Origin of the sequence: Myroides sp. A21 (genome assembly GCF_000807225.1) — a bacterium.
Taxonomy (GTDB): Bacteria; Bacteroidota; Bacteroidia; order Flavobacteriales; family Flavobacteriaceae; genus Flavobacterium; species Flavobacterium odoratimimum.
The window spans coordinates 3,659,496-3,685,737 of sequence record NZ_CP010327.1 but is presented as its reverse complement, the minus strand read 5'-3'; the positions used below and the strand labels follow the sequence as shown (position 1 = coordinate 3,685,737).

Annotated in this window: 27 protein-coding genes and 2 pseudogenes; 23 read left to right on the top strand and 6 right to left on the bottom strand. The window is 33.4% G+C overall.

Annotation, left to right across the window (positions count from 1 at the left end; genetic code table 11):
* Positions 1 to 5: 5 nt before the first annotated feature.
* From MYRA21_RS16465 to traN, 12 genes are all read left to right on the top strand, one after another.
* A complete protein-coding gene (locus tag MYRA21_RS16465; RefSeq protein WP_006258130.1) occupies positions 6 to 635 on the top strand; it encodes a response regulator in 630 nt (209 codons plus the stop codon).
* A 236-nt stretch (positions 636 to 871) separates the two neighbouring features.
* Positions 872 to 1,693 carry a M12 family metallopeptidase gene (locus MYRA21_RS16460; protein ID WP_006258129.1) on the top strand — a complete coding sequence of 274 codons (822 nt, stop codon included), beginning with the start codon at positions 872 to 874 and terminating at the stop codon, positions 1,691 to 1,693.
* A 75-nt stretch (positions 1,694 to 1,768) separates the two neighbouring features.
* Complete coding sequence (locus tag MYRA21_RS16455; RefSeq protein WP_225581821.1) at positions 1,769 to 2,674, top strand: hypothetical protein; 906 nt, start codon at positions 1,769 to 1,771, stop codon at positions 2,672 to 2,674.
* 304 nt (positions 2,675 to 2,978) lie between these two features.
* Positions 2,979 to 3,287: a DUF4134 domain-containing protein gene (locus MYRA21_RS16450; protein WP_036496719.1), complete on the top strand. Its 309-nt coding sequence runs from the start codon at positions 2,979 to 2,981 to the stop codon at positions 3,285 to 3,287.
* 11 nt (positions 3,288 to 3,298) lie between these two features.
* Positions 3,299 to 3,643: a DUF4133 domain-containing protein gene (locus tag MYRA21_RS16445; protein ID WP_039329912.1), complete on the top strand. Its 345-nt coding sequence runs from the start codon at positions 3,299 to 3,301 to the stop codon at positions 3,641 to 3,643.
* Positions 3,627 to 6,122, top strand: a complete 2,496-nt coding sequence (locus MYRA21_RS16440) for a TraG family conjugative transposon ATPase (protein ID WP_039329910.1) — start codon at positions 3,627 to 3,629, stop codon at positions 6,120 to 6,122. Before MYRA21_RS16445 ends, MYRA21_RS16440 begins: the two co-directional genes overlap by 17 nt.
* Positions 6,123 to 6,186: 64 nt before the next feature.
* Complete coding sequence (locus tag MYRA21_RS16435; RefSeq protein WP_039329906.1) at positions 6,187 to 6,819, top strand: DUF4141 domain-containing protein; 633 nt, start codon at positions 6,187 to 6,189, stop codon at positions 6,817 to 6,819.
* A 2-nt stretch (positions 6,820 to 6,821) separates the two neighbouring features.
* Positions 6,822 to 7,814, top strand: coding sequence for a conjugative transposon protein TraJ (gene traJ / locus MYRA21_RS16430; protein ID WP_039329904.1), 993 nt, complete (start codon positions 6,822 to 6,824; stop codon positions 7,812 to 7,814).
* Between the two features lie 16 nt (positions 7,815 to 7,830).
* Positions 7,831 to 8,454 (top strand): conjugative transposon protein TraK, encoded by a 624-nt coding sequence (gene traK / locus MYRA21_RS16425; RefSeq protein WP_039329902.1) that lies wholly within the window; start codon positions 7,831 to 7,833, stop codon positions 8,452 to 8,454.
* Positions 8,455 to 8,466: 12 nt separating this feature from the next.
* The gene (locus tag MYRA21_RS16420) at positions 8,467 to 8,757 is read left to right on the top strand and encodes a hypothetical protein (protein ID WP_039329900.1); all 291 of its coding nucleotides are present in this window, start codon (positions 8,467 to 8,469) and stop codon (positions 8,755 to 8,757) included.
* Positions 8,732 to 10,021 carry a conjugative transposon protein TraM gene (traM, locus tag MYRA21_RS16415; protein WP_039329898.1) on the top strand — a complete coding sequence of 430 codons (1,290 nt, stop codon included), beginning with the start codon at positions 8,732 to 8,734 and terminating at the stop codon, positions 10,019 to 10,021. Before MYRA21_RS16420 ends, traM begins: the two co-directional genes overlap by 26 nt.
* Positions 10,022 to 10,050: 29 nt before the next feature.
* Positions 10,051 to 10,923, top strand: a complete 873-nt coding sequence (gene traN, locus MYRA21_RS16410; RefSeq protein ID WP_039329896.1) for a conjugative transposon protein TraN — start codon at positions 10,051 to 10,053, stop codon at positions 10,921 to 10,923.
* A 593-nt stretch (positions 10,924 to 11,516) separates the two neighbouring features.
* Here traN and MYRA21_RS16405 read toward each other — a convergent pair.
* Genes MYRA21_RS16405 through MYRA21_RS16395 form a run of 3 tightly spaced genes read right to left on the bottom strand, consistent with a single transcriptional unit; the run spans position 11,517 to position 12,974 of the window.
* Entirely contained in the window at positions 11,517 to 12,443 is a 927-nt protein-coding gene (locus tag MYRA21_RS16405; protein WP_039329894.1) for a HipA domain-containing protein, read from the bottom strand.
* Entirely contained in the window at positions 12,436 to 12,771 is a 336-nt protein-coding gene (locus MYRA21_RS16400) for a HipA N-terminal domain-containing protein (protein WP_006258117.1), read from the bottom strand. Before MYRA21_RS16400 ends, MYRA21_RS16405 begins: the two co-directional genes overlap by 8 nt.
* Entirely contained in the window at positions 12,771 to 12,974 is a 204-nt protein-coding gene (locus MYRA21_RS16395) for a type II toxin-antitoxin system Y4mF family antitoxin (RefSeq protein WP_002992043.1), read from the bottom strand. Before MYRA21_RS16395 ends, MYRA21_RS16400 begins: the two co-directional genes overlap by 1 nt.
* Positions 12,975 to 13,430: 456 nt before the next feature.
* Here MYRA21_RS16395 and MYRA21_RS19220 point away from each other — a divergent pair, with 456 nt between their 5' ends.
* Positions 13,431 to 13,883: a DUF6088 family protein gene (locus MYRA21_RS19220; RefSeq protein WP_304443143.1), complete on the top strand. Its 453-nt coding sequence runs from the start codon at positions 13,431 to 13,433 to the stop codon at positions 13,881 to 13,883.
* A gap of 209 nt (positions 13,884 to 14,092) precedes the next feature.
* Entirely contained in the window at positions 14,093 to 14,308 is a 216-nt protein-coding gene (locus MYRA21_RS19395; protein ID WP_232279325.1) for a hypothetical protein, read from the top strand.
* An 84-nt stretch (positions 14,309 to 14,392) separates the two neighbouring features.
* On the opposite strand, the gene MYRA21_RS16380 is transcribed toward MYRA21_RS19395, so the two are convergent.
* Positions 14,393 to 15,562, bottom strand: coding sequence for an ATP-binding protein (locus MYRA21_RS16380; RefSeq protein ID WP_039329886.1), 1,170 nt, complete (start codon positions 15,560 to 15,562; stop codon positions 14,393 to 14,395).
* Positions 15,563 to 15,756: 194 nt separating this feature from the next.
* Between MYRA21_RS16380 and MYRA21_RS16375 the strand changes: the two genes are divergently transcribed.
* The 7 genes and pseudogenes from MYRA21_RS16375 (at position 15,757) to MYRA21_RS16355 (ending at position 22,051) form a co-directional block, all read left to right on the top strand.
* Positions 15,757 to 16,401 (top strand): transposase, encoded by a 645-nt coding sequence (locus tag MYRA21_RS16375; RefSeq protein ID WP_369813276.1) that lies wholly within the window; start codon positions 15,757 to 15,759, stop codon positions 16,399 to 16,401.
* Positions 16,402 to 16,423: 22 nt separating this feature from the next.
* A pseudogene (locus MYRA21_RS19520) lies at positions 16,424 to 16,555 on the top strand (transposase domain-containing protein); the annotation flags it as partial.
* Positions 16,556 to 16,752: 197 nt separating this feature from the next.
* Complete coding sequence (locus tag MYRA21_RS16370; RefSeq protein ID WP_039329884.1) at positions 16,753 to 17,100, top strand: helix-turn-helix transcriptional regulator; 348 nt, start codon at positions 16,753 to 16,755, stop codon at positions 17,098 to 17,100.
* On the top strand, positions 17,094 to 18,380 hold the full coding sequence (locus tag MYRA21_RS16365; RefSeq protein ID WP_039329882.1) for a type II toxin-antitoxin system HipA family toxin: 1,287 nt from the start codon (positions 17,094 to 17,096) through the stop codon (positions 18,378 to 18,380). Before MYRA21_RS16370 ends, MYRA21_RS16365 begins: the two co-directional genes overlap by 7 nt.
* On the top strand, positions 18,377 to 18,514 hold the full coding sequence (locus MYRA21_RS19215) for a hypothetical protein (protein ID WP_200888297.1): 138 nt from the start codon (positions 18,377 to 18,379) through the stop codon (positions 18,512 to 18,514). The genes MYRA21_RS16365 and MYRA21_RS19215 overlap by 4 nt, the downstream gene beginning before the upstream one ends.
* A gap of 627 nt (positions 18,515 to 19,141) precedes the next feature.
* Positions 19,142 to 20,074: a type IX secretion system membrane protein PorP/SprF gene (locus MYRA21_RS16360; protein ID WP_039329880.1), complete on the top strand. Its 933-nt coding sequence runs from the start codon at positions 19,142 to 19,144 to the stop codon at positions 20,072 to 20,074.
* 6 nt (positions 20,075 to 20,080) lie between these two features.
* Positions 20,081 to 22,051 carry an OmpA family protein gene (locus tag MYRA21_RS16355; RefSeq protein WP_039329878.1) on the top strand — a complete coding sequence of 657 codons (1,971 nt, stop codon included), beginning with the start codon at positions 20,081 to 20,083 and terminating at the stop codon, positions 22,049 to 22,051.
* Between the two features lie 185 nt (positions 22,052 to 22,236).
* Here the strand turns inward: MYRA21_RS16355 and MYRA21_RS16350 are convergent, their stop codons facing one another.
* Together MYRA21_RS16350 and MYRA21_RS16345 are read right to left on the bottom strand one after the other, a co-directional pair.
* Positions 22,237 to 22,827: a DUF3347 domain-containing protein gene (locus MYRA21_RS16350; RefSeq protein ID WP_039329877.1), complete on the bottom strand. Its 591-nt coding sequence runs from the start codon at positions 22,825 to 22,827 to the stop codon at positions 22,237 to 22,239.
* A gap of 192 nt (positions 22,828 to 23,019) precedes the next feature.
* Complete coding sequence (locus MYRA21_RS16345; RefSeq protein WP_235279974.1) at positions 23,020 to 23,979, bottom strand: efflux RND transporter periplasmic adaptor subunit; 960 nt, start codon at positions 23,977 to 23,979, stop codon at positions 23,020 to 23,022.
* Here MYRA21_RS16345 and tnpA point away from each other — a divergent pair.
* Both tnpA and MYRA21_RS16335 read left to right on the top strand, forming a co-directional pair.
* Positions 23,953 to 24,408 carry an IS200/IS605 family transposase gene (gene tnpA / locus MYRA21_RS16340; RefSeq protein WP_039329875.1) on the top strand — a complete coding sequence of 152 codons (456 nt, stop codon included), beginning with the start codon at positions 23,953 to 23,955 and terminating at the stop codon, positions 24,406 to 24,408. The two genes, MYRA21_RS16345 and tnpA, sit on opposite strands and share 27 nt — an antisense overlap.
* Before the next feature lie 24 nt (positions 24,409 to 24,432).
* Positions 24,433 to 25,139, top strand: a pseudogene (locus MYRA21_RS16335) (NAD(P)-dependent alcohol dehydrogenase); the annotation flags it as partial.
* Positions 25,140 to 26,242 lie beyond the last annotated feature (1,103 nt).

Genomic DNA, 26,242 nt, shown 5'->3' with positions numbered 1-26,242 from the left:
CCTATATGACCATATTACTAGCCGACGATCATTTTATGACTTTAGAGGGGTATATTTCTATTTTAAATAATGAATCTAATACGTATATAAAAGCCCAAAACTGTGAGGAACTCTATAAACAGATTCTTGGCTTAGAACAGCTTGATGTAGCTATTATAGATTATGATATGCCTATATATAAGGAGCAAAATATATCCTCAGGTTTAGACTGTACAACCTTGATTAAAGAGCGCTTTCCTAAGTGTAATATTATTCTAATTACAGCCCATGAGGAAGCACTTATTCTTTATAGCATTTACCGAAATAAAACAATAGATGCCTTGATTGTAAAATCTGATTTTTCAGCCAAGACTTTACAGGATTTGATTCTTAATGATAAAGGACCGGAACTTTTTTACAGCCCTATTGCCAAGGAGTCTATCAAAAAGGTAATCGCTAAAAATACACTTCTAGACCCTAAGAACAGAGAGATTTTAATGTATTTATCTCATGGATATAAAATTACGCAGTTAGAGAGCTTTGTATTTTTAAGTACAAGTGCTATACAAAAGCGAATAAGTAAAATGCTACATGAGTTTAATGTAACGGATTATCAGGAATTAATTCAAATAATAAAACACAACCAATTGCTATAGTATTTTAAATATATTGATTTATAATATATTACTTGAATTTAAGGATAAAAAGTGATTTTATTGGTATATTTTTATTTATAACTAATATTTAGACTTTAAAGGGGTGGAAATGCTTGTTTTTTTAACACTTGCTGTAGGTTGACTTCCGTTTTAGTTAATTGTCTTGTTGTCAGTTTTTTATATTGATTTGATGTTGTTAAATTTATGTTATTATAAACCAAAACAATATTGATAATATGAAATTACACCACAAGATCCTATTAGGGTCATTCATCTCAGTAGCACTGGTATCATGTAATACTAATGACAATGATACAGCAGTAAATGATAGTACTAGTGGATTAAAAGAATTAAGAGCAGTACCTAAAGCGGATATTGTTTCAGGATTTGAAGGAGCGAAAGTCTGTAAAGATGTTTATCCTAAAGGAACAGATCCAAGAGGAGCTGTTGTTAGAAGTACAAAGTGGCCTAATGGAAGTGTTATTACTGTAGGACTATATGGAGGTACTCCTTATGTTCGCAGTAAGGTTAAGCAATACGCGCAGGAGTGGTCTAATTATGCCAATATCACTTTTAATTTTGTGGAAACTGGAACTCCTCAGATTCGAGTTACTTTTACCCAAGGAGCAGGATCGTATTCTTATTTAGGAACACAAGCCCTTAGTATTCCATCTAATGAAGAAACAATGAACTTTGGTTGGTTTGATAATTCGACTAGCGATGCAGAGTTCAGTAGAACAGTTATCCATGAGTTCGGTCATGCGCTAGGAATGATACACGAGCATCAACATCCTTTAACGAATATTCCATGGGATAAAAATAAAGTGTACGCTTATTACGCTGGTTATCCGAACTATTGGAGTAAAAATGATGTGGATAACAATCTTTTTGCAACCTATTCAACTACGCAAACTCAGTATAGTGCTTATGACACGCAGTCGATTATGCATTACAGCATAAGCAGTGCTCTTACTACAAATGGATTTAGTGTAGGAAATAACTCTGTTTTATCAGCAACAGATAAACAGTTTATTGCAACAGTTTATCCAAGAAACTAAAGTATATACATTAGGTTAGTTTTAATAATAGTCTACCTTACCCTAGTGTGAGGTAGACTTTATCTATTTATGACAATGAATAAAAGTTACTTTCTATTACTTTTTTGTATTCTTCCTTTTTTAATACAAGCTCAAGCCAAAAGACAACCCTCTTCTATCTCACCTTATGTAAATTGGAGTGAAGAAAACTTGAATTGGAATATAGCAGGCAATGAACAAGGACAATACCCTAATGTATTATCAGAATTAGATTGGCGCGATCTTCGCGGACCTTCTGTAGGTGTTGAATCTGTTATCTCTCTTTCATCGAAATTTCGCTTAAAAACAGACCTAAATTACAAGGAGATAACAAGAGGAACTGTGAAAGATACAGATTATGCAGGAGACAATAGATTCCTAAAAACCTCTGAACTTGATTTACAAGCAGATAAAGGTCATTCTTTTTACACACGTATTGAATTATCCTATTTGCTATGGTCTAATCATCACTTTTATTTTAATACCCATATTGGGTATTATGGTGCCTATCAGACTCTTTATATGTTAGATGGAGATGTCCCTCTTATAGAAGGCAAAAAATTAAATAGCACCTATAAACCTCAATCTCATGGAGTCATCATGGGATTAGAAACGAATTTTATTCATCAGAATTGGAATGTAGATTTTGATATTAGCGCTATATATCTACCCTCTTACACTGCTAAGGCAACTTGGAACCTCCGAGAAGAACTTAGACAGCCCACCAGTTTTAAGCACAAATCTAAGGGAGTGGGGTGGAGGACAGGATTACATATCGGCTATCAGCTCACACAGCGCATACAACCTTTTTTCTCTGTTCACTATACCCATACAAAAATAAATAAGGGAACCGATAAGTTATTTAAGGCAAATGGAACAACTCATACCGCCCAATTAAATGAAGTTCATTCAAACAGTTTAAGCATAGGGCTAGGAGTGAAGGTATTTTTAGATTCCTTATAAAAAATAATTGTTTTCTTAAAAAGTAAGAACACCCGGTAGTTGATAAAAAATAAGACAATAATTTTGAATTTTTTATTTAGCGTTTTATTACATAAATAATTTAAAGGGTATTAAATATACCACACAAGAGGATTATATCCTCTTTTTTTATTTTTATCAATCCATAATAAAACTTTTAAAAGGCTATTTAAAGTCAATTAAAGACTGAGCATACCAAGTTTTATTAATAGATAGTTTTCCTGGGACATTTGAGCTAAGATATTAAGCAAACAGCTTAATAAATAACTTATAAATGTCAAATTTTATGAAAACAAAAACATTTCAAAAATTAGTATTGTTAGGTCTAACATTACTTTTATCAAGCAATCTTTTTGCTCAAGGAAACGGAATAGCAGGTATCACAGAAGCTACCCAGATGGTTACTTCTTATTTTGATCCAGCCACTAAACTTATCTACGCTATTGGAGCTGTGGTTGGTCTTATTGGAGGGGTAAAGGTGTATAACAAATTCTCAAGCGGTGATCCCGATACAAGCAAGACAGCCGCAAGCTGGTTTGGAGCTTGTATCTTCTTAATTGTAGCGGCTACAATTCTAAGATCATTCTTCCTCTAAAAGATACTTATATGAAAAAGTATAGTATCAATAAAGGCATTGGAGCAAGCGCAGAGTTTAAAGGACTCAAGGCTCAGTACCTGTTTTATTTTGCAGGTGGACTCTTGGTAGACCTTATTGTGATAATGGTTATGTATATGGCTGGGGTAAACAACAAAGTTTGTTTGAGCTTTGGTCTTGGTCTATCGGGTTATCTTGTTTACAAAGTGTTTTCTCTTAATAAGAAATACGGTCAGTATGGCCTTATGAAGCTTCAAGCTAGAAAATACTTTCCAAGGTATATCATCTCAAGAAAAGATCTTAGAGGGTATTTAAGTAGAAACTTAAAACTAAGACACTATGAGAAATACAGCTAAGACAAGTACCTTAGAAAGGATGTTTCCGATTTTGGCGGTTGAGAATAACTGTATTGTCTCTAAGCAAGCAGATATTACGGTTTGTTATAAGGTAATCTTACCTGAGATATTTACCATCTCAGATAAGGAGTATGAGACTATTCATAGTGTGTGGCATAAGGCTATAAAAACCCTCCCTGAGTTTACTGTGATTCACAAGCAAGATTGGTTTATAAAAGAAAGCTATCAGGCGGATTTTAAAGACGAACAGCAGAGCTATTTGAGTAGAAGCTTTGAACGGCATTTTAATGAGCGTCCCTATCTTAATCACAGTTGTTATCTGTTTATCACTAAGACCACTAAAGAGCGAATCAAAAGTCAGAGCAATTTTTCATCCCTTACAAGAGGAGAACTCATCCCTAAAGAAATTAGAGATAAGGACTCGGTTTTAAGCTTTTTAGAAGCTACAACTCAACTTGAGAAAATTGTCAATGATAGTGGACTAATTCATTTAACTAAACTTACGGAAGAAGATATCATTGGCTCAAAGGATAAAAGCGGACTATTAGAGCAGTATTTAACCCTAAGTCCAAATAAAAGAGGAAGCCTTCAGGATATAGCTATAAGTAGCGATAAGGTTAGAGTAGGAGATAACAGACTCTCTTTACACACTCTTTCAAGTACAGATGATTTACCTACTGAGGTATCGTATTTATCTTATTATGAAAAACTATCAACCGATAAAAGCAGTATGGCCTTGTCGTTTGCCTCGCCAGTTGGACTCTTACTTAATTGCAATCACATCTATAATCAGTACTTGTTTTTAGAGGACAGTGATTACAATCTAAAACAATTTGAAAAATCAGCTAAGAATATGCACTCACTTGCTAGATACAGCAGAGCTAATCAAATTAATAAGCAGTGGATTGAGGAATACTTAAATGAAGCTCACAGCAAAGGGCTTACCTCTATTAAAGCTCACTTTAATGTAATGGCATGGTCAGATAATCATAGTGAGCTTAAACAGCTTAAAAATGACTGTGGGAGTGCTATCGCTTCTATGGAATGTGTACCAAGACACAACACAGTGGATGCACCCACACTTTATTGGGCCGGGATGCCAGGCAATAGCGGAGATTTTCCAAGTGAAGAGAGCTTTTATACGTTTATAGAACCTGCTTTATGCTTTTTCTCTGGGGAGACAAATTATCAAAACTCATTATCTCCTTTTGGAATAAAAATGGCAGATAGACTAACTGGTAAACCAATTCATTTAGATATCTCCGACCTACCCATGAAAAAGGGAATTATCACCAATCGCAACAAGTTTATCTTGGGACCTTCGGGAAGTGGTAAGAGTTTTTTTACCAATCATATGGTAAGACAGTACTATGAGCAAGGCGCGCATGTCTTGCTTGTTGATACAGGGAACTCTTACCAAGGATTATGCGAACTGATTAAAGCAAAGACAAAAGGGGAGGATGGAGTATACTTCACCTATACAGAAGAAAAACCAATTGCTTTTAATCCTTTTTATACCGAGGATGGGGTGTTTGATATTGAAAAAAGAGAGAGTATTAAAACTCTTATCTTAACGCTTTGGAAGCGTGATGACCAGCCACCCTCAAGATCGGAAGAAGTAGCGCTTTCAAACGCCGTTAGTGGCTATATTGAGTGTCTTCAAAATAGCGATATAAAACCTAGCTTCAACACATTTTATGAGTATATCAAAACTGGTTACAAAAAAGAGTTGGAAGACAAACAGGTTAGAGAAAAGGACTTTGACCTTTATAACTTTTTAAATGTACTAGAGCCTTACTACAAAGGCGGGGAGTATGACTATTTGTTAAATTCAGAAAGTGAGCTTGATTTACTTAATAAACGCTTTATCGTCTTTGAGATAGATTTAATCAAAGATCACAAAATCCTTTTCCCCATAGTAACTATTATCATCATGGAAGTGTTTATAAATAAGATGAGGCGTCTTAAAGGTCAGCGCAAGCTAATTTTAATTGAAGAGGCTTGGAAGGCTATAGCCAAAGATGGGATGGCAGATTATTTACGCTACCTTTTTAAAACCGTTAGAAAGTTCTTTGGTGAGGCAATAGTAGTAACACAAGAGGTAGATGATATCATTCAATCCCCGATTGTAAAGGAGAGTATTATCAATAATTCTGACTGTAAGATCTTACTTGATCAGCGAAAGTACATCAACAAGTTTGATGATATACAAGCTATGCTTGGACTTACAGATAAAGAAAAAGCTCAGATTTTATCAATAAACCTAAACAATAATCCAAATCGCCTTTACAAAGAAGTATGGATTGGCCTTGGCGGTATGCAATCAGGGGTATATGCAACAGAGGTGAGCTACTCAGAATACCTGGCTTATACAACAGAGGAAACTGAAAAACTTAAGGTAATGAACCTATCTAAAGAGCTTGATGGTAATCTAGAGATGGCTATAAAACGCCTTGTACAAGAAAAACAACAAAAATAGACTATACTCTACCCCAACTTCTTTAAGGACAAAAGAGTAAACAATCAATTAAAAATATATTACAATGAAAAAATTATTGCAGGTAGTTGTGGTAGCGATGCTACTGGTTCTACCAATAAAGAATTATGCCCAGTGGACAGTATATGATCCTGGAAATTTAGCCCAAGGTATTATAAATAGTGCTAATGAAATAAGACAAACTTCTGCTACAGTGAGTAATGTTATTAAAAACTTCAAGGAAGTAGAAAAGGTCTATAAACAGGGTAAGGAGTATTATGACAAGCTTCAATCGGTTAATAACCTAGTTAAAGACGCAAGGAAAGTTCAGCAGACAGTGCTTTTAGTAGGGGACGTTTCAGAGCTATATGTCAAAAACTTTGGCAAGATGCTTAATGATCCAAACTTCTCGCCTGAGGAGCTTGTAGCTATTGCCAATGGGTATTCCGTGCTTCTTCAAGAAAGCACAGAGCTTATCAAAGAGCTCAAGCAGATTATAAGCGCCTCGAGTCTTTCTTTAAATGATAAAGAACGCATGGATGTTATAGATAGAGTTTACAAAGAGGTAAAAGACTATCACAGCCTTGTTAGTTATTATACTAGAAAGAATATTGGTATCAGCATTTTAAGGGCTAAAAAGAAAAACAATAGCCAAAGGGTACTTGATTTATACGGTACTTCTAATCAAAAATACTGGTAGTTATGGGTGAGAGTAATCTTCATGAGGTTTTACAAAACCTCTACTATGATATGATGCCACTTACAAGTCAGATGGTATCTGTGGCTAAGAGTTTAGCAGGTCTTGGAGCGCTTTTTTTCATTGGCATTAAAGTATGGCAAGCCCTGGCAAGAGCAGAACCTATTGATGTGTATCCGATGCTAAGGCCATTTGCGTTGGGGATTTGTATTATGTTTTTTCCCACACTTGTTCTAGGAACTTTAAACACGGTCTTAAGTCCAGTTGTAAAGGGAACGCATCAGATATTAGAAACCCAGGTTATAGATCTAATTTCTTTACAAAAACAGAAAGATATTTTAGAAAAAGAAGCGATGCTAAGAAATCCTGAGGCTGCTTATTTAATTTCAGATGAGGCCTTTGATAAAAAACTTAACGAGCTTGGCTGGTCTCCCTCGGATCTAGCCACTATGACAGGAATGTATTTAGAGAAATGGCAATATGACTTTCAAAAGAATCTAAGAGATGCTTTTAGAGAAATACTAGAGATGCTTTTTCAGGCTTCTGCTCTAATTATTGACACGATTCGAACCTTCTTTTTAATTGTGCTTTCTATACTAGGGCCTATTGCATTTGCAATCTCTATTTGGAGTGGTTTTGAATCTACGCTTTTACAGTGGCTCACGCGGTATATCAGTGTGTATCTCTGGCTTCCTGTAGCGGATTTATTTAGCGCAATGTTAGCTAGAATACAATCCTTAATTCTTGAAAGGGATATGCTGTTGCTTTCAGATCCAAGTTTTATCCCTGATACCTCAAACACGATATATGTGATTTTTATGATCATTGGCATTGTGGGATACTTTACAATTCCTACAGTGACAAGTTGGATTATTCAAGCCAGTGGAGGCTCGGGCTTTCTTCGTAATGTAAATCAATCTGCGCTTAAAACAGGTAATATTAGCTCGGCGGCAGTTGGGGCTACCTCGGGAAATATAACAGGTAGACTAATTAAATAATTTAAACACTTTAAATATGGAATTTAAATCACTTCGAAATATAGAAAACAGCTTTAAACAGATAAGACTATACGCTATTGTATTTGCAGTTGTTTGCCTTATAGTAGTAGGATTCGCTATTTACAAAAGCTATGATTTTGCTAAAGAGCAACGAGAGAAGATCTATGTGCTTGACAAAGGTAAATCCCTTATGCTTGCTCTGTCTCAAGACGCAAGTATAAATAGGCCAGTAGAGGCAAGAGAGCACGTAAGACGCTTTCACGAGCTGTTCTTTACTCTCTCACCTGAAAAATCAGCCATTGAGGGTAATATGCAAAGAGCGTTTAATCTATCTGATAAAACCGCCTTTGACTATTATAAAGACTTACTTGAAAAAGGATATTACAGCAGAGTCATTTCAGGAAATATTCAGCAACGAATTGAGGTGGATAGTATTAAAATAGATTTTAACACCTATCCCTATAAGACGCTAACCTATGCAACGCAGTATATCATACGATCTAGTAACCTAACTAAAAGAAATCTTGTTACAAGTAGTCAGCTTATTTCAGCTGTACGGTCTGATAATAACCCGCAAGGATTTATTATCGAAAAGTTTACAGTTGTAGAGAACAAAGACTTAGAAGTTGTTAAACGTTAAAAAAACAAGATTATGAAGAAGCTACAACTTTTAAGACATAGTTATTTAAGTAAACTACAAGCTTACTGGAATAACCTCTCTATAAAAAGACAACGAGTTTTATTACTTACCGCTTTTACTCTTTACGGGGTAGTTTGTCTTTTTATTGTAAAGACAAGTTTTAGCTCTAAAATAAAGCAGGCAATAAGTAGGGAGGATCAGAGTAATATAAAACCAGTTAAGTATTTGCTTAAAAGGCAAAAGATAGAATCACACTCAATTATTAAACTAAAATATTATGAATCAAGATCAGTTGTCAAATAAAACCCACCAGATAGAGAAAGTACCCAAAGAAAAAAAGGCAATTCAAAATCTTATAGAAAAACACAAAAAGCACATAGTCTTTGCTTTAATGGGCATTGTCTTTTTAGGGGTAATGTACCTTTTGTTTAAACCCGAAGAAAAGGAGTTAATCTCTCATAATGATTCTGTTCCTGAGGCGATAACCAAGGGGATGCCAACAGATAAAGTAAAAGCTTATGAGAAAGAGCTATGGGAACAGAAAAAGCAAGAAAATGAAAATCAGATTCACTCCTTAGCAGACTATTGGAATGATTCGCAAGAGGAGCCAACTAGCAGTTATAATCATAAAAATTACAACGAGGAGCCTACATACACGCCCTATGAGCGGTCTTACGAGAACTACAAACAAAGCCAAGATGTACTTGGTAGTTTTTACAGTAGTAGTATTGGAAATTCTGAAACCGAAAATCTTAAAAAGCAAATACAAGAGCTAGAGAAACAATTACAAGAAAAAGACACTCCAACACCTATTACTATGGATAATCAATTAGAACTTATGGAAAAGTCTTTTCAGATGGCAGCAAAGTATTTGCCAGGAGGTCAAAATCAAACTGAATTACCGTCTTCAAATAAGACTAAAAACGCTAAAACAATTTCAAGTAAAAAACAGGCCATAACAGTGCTTGATAAAACAAGTAAAGAGATTGTATCTTTACTTGTAAAACCAACAAGTTTACTGGATTTTTTACCTATTAATCCTAAATCAAATCAAACCTTTTATACAGCAGAAGGAGAACGTAAAACACAGAACCATAAAAACAGTATAAGGGTAAGTATTAAAGAAAATCAGGTCATTATAAACGAAGGATACATCAAACTAAGACTCTTAGAAAGCATCGTAATAAATGGGGCTCTGTTACCTGAATCAAGTACACTGATTGCTAAGGTAAAGATTAGTAACGCTCGATTAGAGCTTAGTGTAAACTCTATTAAGATCGAGGATAGTATCATTGATACAGAGCTTATCGGTTATGATAATTATGGGCAAAGAGGCTTAGAGGTATTAGACCTTCAAGAAATAAGCGCCTCAAAAGAAATCATTGCCAATATGGGACAAACAGCAGGAACGAGTATATCTATGAGTAGATCTGCTTCCGACCAAATTGCTTCAGATCTAACTAAAGGACTTATTCAAGGAGTATCTGGTTACTTTTCAAAGAAAGTAAAAGCCCAAAGAGTAACCCTAAAACAAGGACAAGAACTGTTTCTTGTACCGAAAGAATAACATTTAATAACCAAGTAAAACAAATCATTATGAAAACAATCATTAAATATATGTTACTATGCTTATTAGCAGTAAACACAGTAACTTCCCAAAATTATACCAAGTCTATCAATTTATCAAATGCTGAGGTAACTCCTTATGAGGTAGAACTAACCCAAAACAAAACTACTCATATCTTGTTTCCAAGCAGCATTGAATACGTAGATTTAGGAAGTAGTGAAATTATAGCTAGTAAAGTAGAGGTTACTTCTAATGTACTTCGTTTAAAAACGATTACAGAATATATTTCACCTACAAACTTTACTGTAATTACAAACGATGGTAAATACTATAGTTTTTGTGCTACTTACAATGAAGAGCCAACACAACTGAGCTATGACTTAACCAAGTTTGAAAATCAAAACAGTAAACAGCAAAGCGAAGTTCTATTTAAAGACTTAGGGGACACCAGTCCAACTCTAGCAGATCTTTTTATGAAAGCAATCATCAAAAGAAACAAGAAAGAGCTAAATATTAAAAGCAAAAGCTACGGGGTAGAAGCAAGGCTGAAAAGTATCTACACTCAAGATGGTAAACTCTACTTTCATCTTTCTATTAACAATAAAAGCAATCTACCCTATGAAGTTGACTATATTAGTTTTAGAATCAAAGACAGAAGGACCTCTAAACGAACCACTATTCAAGAAATGAGTTTAAAGCCCATTAGAAGCTATAGTGATGCTCAAACTATCAATATTCAAAGTAAACAAGACAATGTATTTATGTTAGATCAGTTTACCCTATCAGATAAACAAATGCTTTTAATTGAAATTAATGAGAAGAATGGAGTGAGAAATCAAAAAATAAGAGTGCTAAAACATAATGTATTAAGCAGTAAACAGATTGAATTGTTAAGAATATAGTTTTATACATAGTATAATATAATATTTTATTAGATCTTAAGAGAATTTAAAGTGGGGCTATCTTATAAAGACTAGTCCCACTTTGTTTTTTTTAACTTTGTATGGATGATTCTTATTCCTGATCTTCAACTGATTATTTTAGTTTACCTTAAGAATATAATCTAAGTACACGACAAAAAACTAAAGCAATTGATATTTAGAGGATTGTGCTTATTTTTAGACAGTAATAATCTTGATAAGTAGTCAAGTCCAAGTTTAAATACACTCATAAACCTATTGCCATGATTCTTGATTTTGATAGGCTTAATAGTATCAATATCCTAGCATTCATAGGGGTTTAACCTTGTTTTTTGTGTTTTTGCACAACACTTTTTTAAAGTATTTTAAAGGAAAATCAACGGATGGGTTTTAACAGATGAATGAGAAAATATTGTTGTTTTGGTTGAATAATTCACAGTAAAAACGGAAGTGAATTTTTCGATTTGGACAGGTTATTTTCGATTTCAATTGCCACAAGAATACTTTTTTTGTCCTGAGATAAATGAGTGTTGTATATTTATTTTCTAGTATTTTCTTCCTGATTAACCTTTTCTCTACAATCCAATCTGTTTCAACTTTTTAGTAAAGATTGTTTTATATTCTTCTTTGTACTCATCAGTTAAAAAGCTTCGATCTATTAAGTCATATACTTTATTAGCTTGCTTAGAGAAATCTTTATAGATATTATTCCTTACAATTGCTGTAATACCTAAACTCATTGCAAGTTCATCAAAGTTTACTTGTTTAATCTTTTTCTTACGACCACTTAGGGTTAGTGCTAAATCTTCTTTATCATCAGGAAAGACTAAATTTACATTTAAAAGGTCATACGCTGGAGAAAATAAGATACCCTTATCTGTGTGCATTAAAGAGAAGTTCTTTAGGTGCATGTCGTTATTACCTGTTATAAAGCTAAACAAGACAAGTCTAAAGTATTTGATTGTATCTAAGCCCGAATTGGTAGCGTATCGTTTAATGATCTTCCCTACACGCTCATAGGAGCTTTTGTATTTTTGTTCCGTTAACAATTCTGATAACTGACATAAATCTTCTACATGAATTTTTTTGTTTTTCACTCGATCAAAACGCTTGGTAATATAAGCCAGCTCACCGGTAGAGGTGCGAATCAAAGCATGTTGTGCGGTTTCAATTTTAAATAGCTTAGCTAGGTGCATGGTCAAGTCTTCTACTTGTAGCATAAAAGCAAAATTAGGAGATTGAGGCTTGAGGATATAATCCCCCCATAAACCGACTAAGGTTAATCGTTTACTACCGTTTTCACTGTTTAAACTTAAGGATATCTTAGGTTGTACCCCTGTTAACGCTAATCGTTCGTTTACCGTTATTTGTGCTAACTTATCTAATTTTTCTTTATCTAATTCTAATATAGGAACTTTTGTAGTGCCAAAGAACTTCTTCGAACAAGTAGTATGATATTCGCCTGTTTCAACAGGCTTATAACAAAATAAACAGTTATTCATGATTTGCCGCCTCCATCGGATAAATTGAGACCGCTCCAATAGTGTCTCTACATAAGTTGATTAATAATTCAAATCGATCTCGGGGATTGAGCTTCCAATGTTTTTCTCCGATATCTAATAGCCATCCTTCAGGAATTAACCCATCGAAAAAAGGAAAGAGTACATTGCTATGATAGGTTTCTTCAGATAGGGGGAGCGTTAGGCTAATTGGATGCGGATGAGGTGTTCTTAGATAATCTTGATTATAGTAAAAGGAATATCCATCATCTCCTTCCAGAAGATAACCAGCTAACTGATCTTGAAAGTATATTTTAGCTTGTCGTGCCATTATTCTCTAGTTTGATCAATTACACCAACTTCTTTACCAAATAAAGCTAACACATCGTTTACTTTGTCTAAACGGAGTGTTTTTTTACCTTGTTCTAAATCACGTACAAAACGCAAGCCTACACCAGCATTTAGGGCTAAATCTTCTTGCGTAAGCTTTAATTCTTTTCGCTTTTGCTTTACAAATACTTGTATTGAATCCATATCTATACCTTTTCAGGTATAAATATACATAAAAAATGGAATAATACCCCTTCGGGTATAGTTTGTGTGAGATTCAATATTTTATACCCGATAGGTGGTATTTTATGAATTAAATAAAGCGTTTTTTCCTTCAAATGGTCTATTTAGATACTAATCCTATTACTTTTTTAGGAATTGTCCACGATTATTCAAATAACAACAAAGGCTTTACTGTTTGGAAAGGCTTATTAGAAGGGTGATTGACCTGCGGAAGGATTTGATTAAATTTGTGACAAATGTAAATCTTTTTTTATGAATGAATCTATTAGTAATCAGATAGTAGATAAGATTTCTAAATCTAAGCGTGGAGAAATTTTTTTCGCTAATGATTTTGTTAAATATGGTACAGCTGACAATATTTGACAAATACTCTCTCGTTTAGAAAAAGAAAACCTTATTGAATGATTAACCCATGGTATTTATATAAAACCAAAGCAAGATTCTTTATTAGGAACAATTTATCCTAGTATAGAGGAAATTGCAAATGAGATTGCAAAAAGAGATAAGGTGCGTATAGCGCCAACTGGTGTATTAGCGTTGTATCTATTAGGATTAACAACCCAGATCCCCTTAAAGACTGTTTATTTGACTGAAGGATCTCAAAGAGAAATTAAGGTTGGAAATAGGAAGATTAATTTTAAGAGAACTGTCCCTAAAAACCTTATGATAAAAGATGATCTGTTACATTTAGTAGTACAGGCTTTTAAAGAGAAGGGGCAAAAAGAAATTACGGATTCTTTTTTAAATGCGATTAAATTAGCTATTGATAAAATAGATCAACAAGTGGTAGAATCTCAATTGAAATTTGCTCCGGTTTGGATTCAAAAAGAAATTAAAAAACTTTATTATAAACAGGAGTATGTGGATTAATTTGTCTGAATAACAAAGAGTTGCTGTACTAAAAAAAGCTGAAGTTATTTATGGACTACCAGCTTTTGTAATAGAGAAAGATTGGTGGGTTTGTATTCTTTTAAAAGCAATATTTCAATCTAAGTATGCAGATTCTATTATATTTAAAAGAGGAACTTCTCTGAGTAAGGGCTTATAATTTAATACAGCGATTTTCAGAAGATATTGATTTGATTATTGACCAGCGTTTGCTGGGGTTTGGTAAGCTTGATTCTAAAACACAAATTAAAAAACTTAGAAAAGCTTCTGGAGGATTTATTATTAATGAATTTAGAGAAGAGTTAATACATCAATTAACTGAGTTGGGAGTAGAACCGAATTTATATGAAATTAAGCACACAGTACGTCAATGTAGAGACGATTTATCAACCGTGTCACACAGATAACATCCACAGTAGTATAGGCGTAAGGTATTACGCCCATATGATTGTGTGCTGATCACATCCGTAAACAACAAAAGCACAAAAAAATTAATACAATAATCCAAATTGCCATAAAGGAATAACATTCAGAAAGCCAGTTTCTATATCATCTTTTACAACATAACTGTTCTCAATATTTTTAATTTGTTTTTGGCTTTTGTTTTTGCCTCCTATTTCAAAGGTTATATTCTCAATTAAGAAATCTGAGTCAGCAGAAGATATAACATTATGTTTTACTCGTGTCTGATTTAAGAAGAATGTTTCACGAATATTTCCAATATTTGAAGAATCACTTGCTAGGTTGTAGATCAAATTGGTATTGTCTAGATAGATTTTATCTACCTTGCCTAATCCTCTAATTCCCCCAGTATTGTCACGTAGTTGAGTGATTAGCCCAGCTTCTTCAATGTACAGACAATAGTCAGCAATATTATTTCTACTTACAGATAGCATTTCAGCTATTTTACTCATATTAGGTTTAAAAGGAGCACTTTGAGAAACGATAGCTAATAATTGTTTTAATTTTCTACCTGTAGCCACATTCATATTAGCATACATTGGAATATCATTCTCTAAAGTCTGATTAATTATCTGAGCCAAACGAATATCAAAGTCTTGTTCTAAGGCAAAAGGATAATAACCTTTCTTTAAGTAATCAGTATAGTATAATAAAGGCCTTTCTATCTCTGGAATATTAACCTTATGCTGTAGTACTTCTTGTAATGTGTATGTTTTAGCAGAAATGTTATGAAATAGTTTCAGATACTCTCGAAAAGACAAACCTTGCATATTATAGATAATAGCTCTACGACTTAAATCAGAAGCTCCCTTTTTAATATCAAGTACAGATGAGCCCGTAAATACAACTTTTAAATTTTTATGGTAATCATAAATCAGTTTGAGGTCTTTTGCCCAATCAGGGTATTTATGAATTTCATCAATAAATAAATACTTGCCTCCAAACTTGACAAAGGTATCAACTAACTCAATGATTTTATTATCCACAAAATAAAAGTCCTCTGCGGTAATGTAAAGTGTTTCTGTAGGACTTAAATTCTGTTTGATATATTGCAGGACAAGAGTAGTCTTACCTACACCACGGGGACCAATTAGACCTATCATTCGATTTTCCCAATTGATTTGATTATATATGTAGCGAAAGAAATCTGTGTTAGCCTCATTGATTAACTTGTTTGAATACTCAAATAACCGTTCCATACTGTTTATTTTATTACAAATATAAGTATAAATGCACTCACATAGTGCATTTATTTTAAATAAATGCACTATGTGAGTGCTATTTTATCTTTTTTTGTTGTTACGGATTGTAAATCTGAGCCATCGGGAGTTAATTGAGCCTTGAAAAGCGATAAGTAAATAAACCACTATGGACTGAAAGTCCATAGTGGTTTATTGATTGGTTTGGTAAAGATTGTATTAATTGTGTATTAGCAGATAGAGAGTTTGTTGGAGAGGATTGGATTAGCTATCTAAATGATAAGCAAATTAAATATTACATTCGTATTCGAAATAACTTTAAGGTTTACCTGCCTAATAAACAGAAAGAAATAACAGCTTCTCATCTATTTAATAACTTAAAACCTGGTCAAACAAGACAGTATCACAAGATTGTAAAAATTCATAATCAACTATGTTATATCTCTGGAACTAAAGTGATCACAGGTAATAAGATAGATTATTGTATTGTCATTGGGTTTAATAAACCAGAAAAAGCTTTAGAGACTTACAAAATAAGATGGCAAATAGAAACACTATTTAAAGCCTTCAAGTCTAGCGGATTTAATATAGAAGATACACACTTACAAAAAATCGATAGGCTTGAAAAACTAGTCATGTTAGTGATGATTGCTTTTGTATGGGGCTATAAGATTGGGGACTATATTGACACTATAAAACCTATCACAATCAAGAATCATGGCAATAGGCTTATTAGTGTATTTAAACTTGGACTTGACTACTTATCAAGATTATTACTCTCTAAAAATGGACACAACCCTTTAAATATCAATTGCTTTAGTTTTTTATCGTGTACTTAGAATTGGTATATATCATTGAAGTAAAAAGCATGATGTTAACCCTTATCAATGGCTTAAATATGTTCTTGAAAATATTCAATCCATCAACCACAAGAATATTACAGACCTATATCCGCATAATTATAAGAAGTTAATTACAGACTCAGTAGAATGATTTTTAGACTGCACAAGATGTACTTGCTTAGGTGGATACCTTTTTAAACGTTTAGGATGCTATTTATTGCACAATATTTAATGCATAAACTGAGTTTTGTTTGGTTTATGCGTTTTTTTTTGTACATTAGATATAGATTGAAAGTAACATTTCTCATTGTATAGAATATAATTCATTAATAGAATTATTTGCACTTTATGAAAAATATAATAGACATTACTGCTTTATCAGATAAAGCTATTTTACAAAAACTAGGATTTTTTATTCAGCAAACGCGAATCAAAGAAAATCTGACGCAAGAAGACTTAGCCCAACAAGCGGCTATTAGTCGTACTACCTTGAGTTTGCTAGAGCGTGGTGAAAATATTTCGTTGATTAATCTCATCAAAATCTTACGTATTTTAAATGCTTTGTATGTTTTAAATAGTTTTGATGTGCTAGAAGAACTCAGCCCAATAGAATTAGCTAAAAGCGAAAAGCAAAAACGACAAAGAGCATCAAAAGCACCTAACCAACAACAAGACAATTCAGATTTAGGATGGTAACAACCGCATTTATTAACATATATGGCAAACGTTTGGGTGCGGTAGCTTGGGATCCGAACAGAGGGTTGGCAAGCTTTGAGTATGATCCTCAATTCAAGTTGGAGGAGCTGCCTATTGCTCCCATTAAAATGCCCAACAAAAACCGTATTTATAATTTTCCCGAATTTAGTGATAATGATACCTTCAAAGGAATGCCGGGTTTATTAGCCGATGCATTACCCGATCGCTACGGTAAGGAATTAATCAATGCTTGGTTAGCACGTCAAGGTCGACCAGACAACAGTTTAAATCCGGTAGAGTTATTATGTTTCATCGGAAAAAGAGGAATGGGCGCCTTAGAATTTGAGCCGGTTATAGGAAAAGAATCTACGTCTTACGACTTAGAGTTATCGGATTTAATAGAAACCACTAAAGCGTTATTAGAAAAAAAAGAAGAATTACATATTAGTACCCAACACAACATCGAAGATGTGATGTTAGATGTGCTTAAAATGGGAACTTCTGCAGGAGGGGCTCGCCCTAAAGCAATTATAGCATACAATGAAGTAACAGGAAAAGTAAAATCCGGGCAAACATTGGCCGAAGATGGTTTCGAACATTGGTTAATCAAGTTTGATGAAATCAGCGATGTCCAATTTGGTGTTTCAAAAGGTTACGGTCGTGTAGAAATGGCTTATTATAAAATGGCGACAGATTTTGGGGTTGAAATGACAGAATCACGTTTGATTGAAGAAAACAATCGCGTGCATTTTATGACCAAACGTTTTGACCGTGTGGGTGGAAATCAAAAAGTACATACACAAACCTTATGTGCCTTGCAACATTACGATTTTGCAAATATCACATCATATAGCTACGAACAAGTATTTCAAACCATGCGTTTATTGCGCTTAACGTATGCAGAGGCAGAACAAATGTTTAAACGTATGGTGTTTAATGTAGTAGCATGTAATTGTGATGATCACACTAAGAATTTTGCATTCTTAATGGATACTCAAGGAAAATGGAAATTAGCCCCCGCCTATGATATTTGTTTTGCCTATCGTCCAGATAGTATGTGGGTGAGCCAGCACAACTTGAGTATCAACGGAAAACGCAAAGGTTTTGAACGCAAAGATTTAGTAACCATCGCCGAACAAAATTCTATTCGCAATCCTAATAAAATCATAGATCAAGCACTTGATTTAGTAAAAAACTGGAATCATTATGCGCAGATGTATCAAGTTGACACAGCATTGGCACATCAAATAGATCGTGAATTAATAAAAGAAATGAAATGATTATAGATAAAATACGTAATAAGTTTAAAGAAATCACCACGCCTGTATTGTTGTTCTTTGATCCAGAACAAGAATATAGAGAGGAAGTATTGGCGATAAATGAACCTGATTTTAAAGTTGAATTCACGCTTTAAAACAGGATCAACGAATGTAAATCATCTTTTTGGCTCTTTTTTACAGAAGCGTTTTATACAATAACCAACCTAATATTAGGGAATCTTAAGCTTCTCTTTTTTATGTCTTAGTCTTTCATCGGATTAGGTGTTATTTCTTAATAAATAGAGTTGATAAAATCAAAATACGACGTACCTCCTTTTGTTTTAGTAGGAGTAATTATATTATTTAGTAAATTTTAGATGAGAATACTTTAAAATCTATACATAAAGTGAATGTCTCCAGATTGTGATATTAGCTTTTTTAAGTGGGGAGTTTTAATGTAAATATCTTTTAGTGTGATTAAGTATTTTGGTGTTTGTGATATTTAGTGATTAATTGAAAAAATGGTCAATTAGCGATTATTTTGAGATTTTTATAATTTTTTTTAAGGTTTTCTTCTTTTGAGTTATTTAAGAGTTTTTTATTGAATAATGTTGAGTTAATTGTTTGTTTTATAGGCTTGTTGTTATTTTGTTTTAGAAAAAAGTAGGGACGATAAATAAGAATAATAGTATCTCATTCTGTATTTTTAACATTTTAAAATAAAGATTGGGTATATTATTTGTTTATCCGTATGTACAACTAATAAAAAAACAGAAAAGGTTATGAAAATTAAAGTAGATATTAAAAAGATAGGAGTGAGTTTATTGACTTTAGGATGTTTTACAACTATGCACGCTCAACAAGATCCTCAATTCACAAATTATATGTATAATACCACTAATATTAACCCTGCTTATTCTGGTACGCGTGGGATGCTTAATGTTTTTGGTATGTATAGAGCACAGTGGGTAGGGCTTGATGGAGCACCTCAAACAGCTAATATATCTATAGGTACTCCACTGGGAAATAATGGATTATCTGGGGGGATTAACTATACTAATGATCGTATAGGAGCTATGTCTGAGAATAACTTCTCAGTAAACCTTGCTTATGCCGTAGACTTAAACGATGAGTATAAACTGTCGTTTGGTTTAAAAGCTACAGCTAATTTATTGAATGTTGATTATACAAAACTTGATATATATGATCCTTCTGATCCAACTTTTGGGGAAAATGTAAATAATAAGTTTAACCCTAATGTAGGGGCAGGATTGTATTTGTATTCAGAGAAATCTTATTTAGGAGTGTCTGTTCCTAATTTTATGACAACTGATAGATCAGAGCATGATGGTACAAAATTAATGCGTCAAAAGATGCACTTCTATTTAATGGGAGGGCATGTATTTGAGCTTAATCCAAGTTTGAAGTTTAAGCCTGCTTTCTTAGTCAAGACAGTCTCTGGAGCACCTGTGCAAGTGGACTTAACGGCTAACTTCTTAATTGTAGATAAGTTTACTATCGGAGCGGCTTATCGTTGGGATGCGTCAGTTAGTGCATTAGCTGGGTTCCAAGTAAATGAAGGACTTTTTATAGGGTATTCATATGATGCTGATACGACTAAACTAGCTAGATATAACTCAGGATCACATGAGATCTTTATGAGATTCGATATTTTTAACAAATACAACAGAGTAGCTACAGCTCGTTTCTTCTAGTATATTATGAGAAAGATATGGTCTAGGGCATTATTGTTTAGTGTTTTCTTTGGTTTTTTGAGTATGGGCTATGGTCAAAAATCAACGATTAAACAAGGTGCTAAAGTATATGAAGAACAAGCCTATGTCAATGCTATTAAGATATATGAAAAACTAGTAAGTAAGGGATTTAGCAATGCTGAAATGCTAAGGAAGTTAGGTAATTCGTATTATTATAATGGTAAGTTAATTAATGCTAATAAATGGTACACTGAATTATTTGAAGGGAAGTATGAGGATAAAGGAGTAGAGATTATCCCTTCAGAGTATTACTATCGATATGCTCAAACGTTAAAGTCTGTTGAGAATTATCAAAAGGCAGATCAAATGATGGAGGTATTTGCTATGTTAGAAAAAGAGGATTCTAGAGCTAGATTGTTCAAATCTTCTAAGGATAGTTATCTAGAGGATATAGCGAGAAAATCAGATCATTTTGAATTATTTAATTTAAGTGTGAATTCTCCTTATTCTGATTTTGGAGCAGCGATATGGAAGAATCAGTTTGTATTTACCTCAGCAAGGGAAACAGAAAATAAAACTGGTAAAGAATTACACGAGTGGACTAATGAGAGTTATACTGCACTGTTTCGCTCTAGAATGAATCCTGATGGAACTTATGAGGAGCCACAGCGATTAATGTCTGGTAGTGATAGTAGAGTTAATGAAGCGACTGCTGTGTTTACAGAAGATGGTAAGACGATGTATTTTACTCGTAATAATACTACTTCTAGTGGAAAAAGAAAGCTAAATAAGGATAGGGTAGCTCTATTAAAAATATACAGAGCAATATTATCTGATAATAACCACTGGGTTAATATAGAAGATTTGCCTTTTAACTCGGATAATTTTAGTAGTGCCAATCCTGCGTTAACTCCTGATGGAAAGTGGCTTTATTTTTCTTCTGATAGAGAGGGAACATTAGGACAATCAGATATTTTTAGAGTAGCTGTGTTTGATAATGGAGGCTTCGGAGAGGTAGAGAATTTAGGGAATAAAGTAAATACAGAAGGTAGAGAAACTTTTCCTTTTATATCGAAAGATTGGATACTGTTTTTCAGTTCTGATGGTCATCCTGGTTTAGGAGGGTTAGATGTATTTGCAATTAAGCTTAATAAGGATGGTAGTGCAGGAGAGGTTATTAATATGGGGGCTCCAATCAATAGTAGTGCAGATGACTTTGCTATTAGTATAGACACAGAAACTAACGCAGGTTTTGTTAGTTCTAATAGAACACAAGGTAAAGGAGGAGATGATATCTATAGTTTTGTAGAAAAGAAATGTTTTCAGACTATCGAAGGTCTTGTGTTAGACATGGATACAAAAGACTTCTTATCATCAACTAAGATTACTGTATTTGATAGCAATTTTGAAACCATACAAGAACATACTACTGATAGTAAAGGATTCTTTAAGTTAGAAAATCTTAGTTGTAATGAAAAATATCGCCTAAGAATAGAACAAACTGACTATAATACAGATGAGATAATTATCCCTCTTACAGATGTGAATGGATATGTGACACGAAAAGATATCACTTTAGAAAAAACAGAGAAACCTCTAGAGAAGAATGATGACTTGTTTAAGATCCTTAATCTAAGACCTATTTATTTTGACTTTGATAAAGCGGAAATAACAAGTGTTGCTGCTATGGAAATTATGAAGGTAGTGGAGGTCTTAAAGCTTTATCCATCTATGAAGATAGATGTGCGTTCTCATACTGATAGTCGTGGTAATGATGCTTATAACCTAAAATTATCTGATAGACGTGCTAAGGCAACTGTAAACTGGATTATGGCACAGGGAATAGATCCAAGTCAAGTCAAAGGAGAAGGTTATGGAGAGACTCAACTACTAAACCACTGTGAAAATGGAGTAGATTGTAGTGATATAGAGCATCAGTTCAATAGAAGAAGTGAATTTATTATATTAGAATTGTAATTATTGTTATTGAAAATTTGCTTGTTATAAAATGTATATATCTTCCACTGTGTTTATTAGTGGAATAAGATTACAGAAATATTTAGAACTTTGATATTTTACAAAACAAGAAAATAAATAAAAACAGGGCATAAAACTTAATTGTTTTATGCCCTGTTTAGTTATTTTTAGCTTTTAAATACTAATTACTTTGCTTCGAAAGCTATCTTGTTTTGGTTTGCTCCACATTTAAGCATTGAAGAACCATATAATGGGTTAGATAGATCTTCTACATCGCTTAACCATTTACCACCTTCACCATTGTCAAACATAGGACAGTATTGCTCAAATACTACTCTGTCTGTACCTACGATGCTGATTAGTTTTACTAAGTCTTCAGTAAGGTCTTCGAATTCGCTTCTTTGTACTTTGATATCTGTTGATTCTAATTTAGTAGCTGTTTCGATTAACTCTTTTACTAATTCTTTAGCAGCTGCGTCTTCTGTTACTACAGCTTTTAAGTTAGTTACTAATGTTTTACCAGCTGTAGTAGCTTCAGTTGAGTTGTCTTCTTGAAGCGCTTTCTTTACTAAGAAGTAAGCATCTAAACTTGATTGTAATAAATTAGATTCTTTTACTGTGGTTACTTTCTCTGCAGCTACTGCAGTAGTATGATCACCGTGATCATGTCCAGCGTGTTCTTCTGTTACTGCTGGAGCTTGTGTATCTTGTTTTTTGTCATTACATGCAGTAAGTGTAAGAGCTAATACTGCAAAGCTTAAAATTACTTTTTTCATTTGATTGTTATTTTTGTATTTGTTTTTTCGTCTTAAAAGTACGGATTGCAAATCCGCGTTATCGTTTTTTGTTTGTGTGGGCGAATGTCTACTACATCTTTTGGCCCATCATTTTAATGTCCACAAGATATTATTCATTCTGTCTTGTTCCTACCACCTTCAACAGTGAGCCGTTCACTGTCAACTAAAATCCTATCTCTCGAATTGGTAACAGCTGTGTAACGCTTTGTAATCAGCATCTGTAGCCTTGTCAAGTTCTGTATCGTGACCTACTTTAGCTACGGCTTTAGAGATCGCTGATTTAGACGTTAGCTTTTTATCAAAGTTAAGGTGTAATACCTTATCTTTTACATCCCAAGTAGCAGAAGATACTCCTTTTACTTTTTTGGCAGCTGTTTCTATGCGTTCTTTACACAAGTCACAGTTTCCTTTTACCTTAAGCATAGCGTGTTCTAAGTTAGCATTCGCTGCAGTGGTATGGTCGCCACCGTGGTTAGCATGTCCTGTTGCGGCAGGTGCTCCATCATTATTCATCATACTGCGTTTACCTTCTAACTGAGCACTTGCATCTACTGTAAATACCCCGTTAGTTACGATTTCCTCTCCGTTCTCTAGTCCAGACATCACGACATAGTTCTCTCCTAAAGAAGGTCCTAAAACAATCTCTCTTAGTTTAAAAGCAGGAGTAGAGGTATTAGGTTGTTTTACATAGATGATAGAACGCTTACCTGTCCATAATACAGTAGATTTAGGAATAACCATCTCTTTGTTGTATTGTTTTAAGGGAGCAGAGATCTTAGCACTTGCGTACATCTCAGGTTTTAAGTTGTTCTTTCTATTATCTGTTTCAATCCTTACTTTAGCTGTTCTTGAAGTAGCATCTATAATCGGGTTGATAAAAGCAATCTTTCCTTTAAATACTTCACCAGGTAAACTCTGAAGTGTGTATTCTAATACATCTCTTTCTTTAATAAACGGAAGGTCATTCTCATAAGCATCAAATACAGCCCATAGTTTAGATAGGTTAGAGATACTGTAAAGTACAGTTCCTTGGTTGATATAATCAAAAGATTTCCTCGAGGCTCTGCCTCGGGGCAGAAGAGTAAAGATTAGTATATTTGTTTGATGAGCGAACATATTTTGAAACGACATAATAAAAGCTTACTACTTTACCATTTGGTTTGTCCTATAAAATATCAAAGAAATGTTTTATCAGAGGACGTTGAAATTAGTTTGGTTGAAGTTTGTAGCAAGATTTCAGAACGTTATGAAATACATTTTGTTGAAATCGGAGCAGATGAGAATCAAGTACATTTTTTGATTCAAAGTGTGCCAAAGATTTCTGTAGAGATAATTGTAAGGACAGTGAAAAGTATCACTGCCAAAGAGATTTTTCGATTGCATCCAGAAGTGAAAAACCAGTTATGGGGAGGTAATTTTTGGACAAGTGGATATTATGTAAATACAGTTGGTCAATATGGTAATGAGGATGTAATTAAGAAATACATTCAAAATCAAGGAGAAGAAAATACTGTATATAAGTCGTTCAACAAAAATCAGTTACTATTATCTTTTGAGTAACGCGATACCTCGAGGTAGTTCATTAGCCATGATAAGCACTTAAATATGCAAACATTTGGGGGATACGATACTCAGAGAGCGTGGTTGTAGGTGAGGATTTTGTTTTAAGTGTACCTAGTAATTTAGATTTAGCTGCAACAGCTCCACTTTTATGTGCAGGTATAACTACTTTTTCACCACTTAGACATGCTAATGTAGGGCCAGGTAAAAAAGTAGGTATTGTAGGAATAGGTGGTTTAGGACATATGGCAGTAAAGATTGCTAAAGCTATGGGAGCTTATGTAGTTGTTATTACAACTTCACAATCGAAAGTAGAAGATGCAAAACGTCTTGGTGCTGATGATGTAGTTCTATCAACAGATGCAAATCAAATGAAAAACAATGCTAGAACCCTTGATTTTATCCTAGACTGTGTATCTGCTCAGCATGATATTAACGCATATTTATCACTGATTAAAAGAGATGGAGGTTTAACTCTAGTAGGAGCTCCCGAACATCCACTTCCTGTATCTGCTTTTAGTTTGATATTAAATAGAATTAGCTTTTCAGGATCTTTAATCGGAGGTATTAAGGAAACACAAGAAATGTTAGACTTCTGTGGTAAGCACAATATTACTTCAGATATTGAACTTATTCAAATGCAGGATATTAATAAAGCATATGATCGCTTGTTAAAAGGGGATGTAAAATACCGTTTTGTAATTGATATGGCTTCACTTAAGAATAATTAAAGTTACAAAGAGGGCGGCTTGAGAAGGTCACCCTCTTTTATTTTATTATAGTATATAGGAAGATTTACAGTTTTATAAAGGAATATTATAGATTAATTAAAAGAAAAAGACAATAGTTGTCATTGCTGTAGTTGCTTTTTAATAGATACTGGTAAAAAGTGCTACTAAGTGACAATATGAGAAATTAAAAGCAATAATAAAGTACCTTGATTATTGCTTAATTGTTAATGAAAGGATAATGTTATACGTTTATTTGGTTTATTGAGGTGTTTTGTGTAAGATTAAATTAAAAAAAACAAATGATAAGCGAATATATTACAATGAATTGTGTTAATTAATATTATTTTTAATCAAGTTTAAAGGTGGTGTGATAAGCAATACATTATAGTTCGTTTTCATTTCTATAAGTATTTAGAGTTTTACTATTTTATAGTAGTAAGAATATCAAATAGCCTAAACAATTTTTTTTTCTTTTCATTTATAAAGACGTCAACCCTAACTATGCCGTCTGTATAAAAGCAAAAAGAGTTATTCTGTATTTATGGAATAGCTTTTTTGTTTTTTAGTACATTCTCATTAAGAATCCAAATATCGAAATATAAGTATGTGAAAAGTATCTCTGTATAGAATTTATGCCATAGATATTTTCCTCAATCCCTTGCCAACACTGCCCACTATTTCGATCATAGGACAACCTCAGGACAATAAGCTATGTATACTAGATTATAAGGTCATTTTCTCCAGCTATGGTTCAGTTATATATTAGGAAGTGTTCTATCTCCGATATATCTGAATAATAGGAGAATTTTAGGGGGGATATAGTATCAATTTGATAGCATACTGCATACTGTAACTTTTATATTACCATAGTTTAGTCTATCGCTTATTATACCTTTAATAGCTTGTATATAGGTATTGTTTTAAATACTAACTTTTCTGAGGCTCTAGATAAGCAGAGTATAGATTTAATAGCTATTTTATCTAGTTTTATTAAGCACACCAAATGTGAATAAATACAAATCTTCTTAACTAAGTTATAAATAAAGCATCGTATGTTTTTAACGAACCCCTCAGGTAGGTTAAAAAATGTAAATATTAGGTCA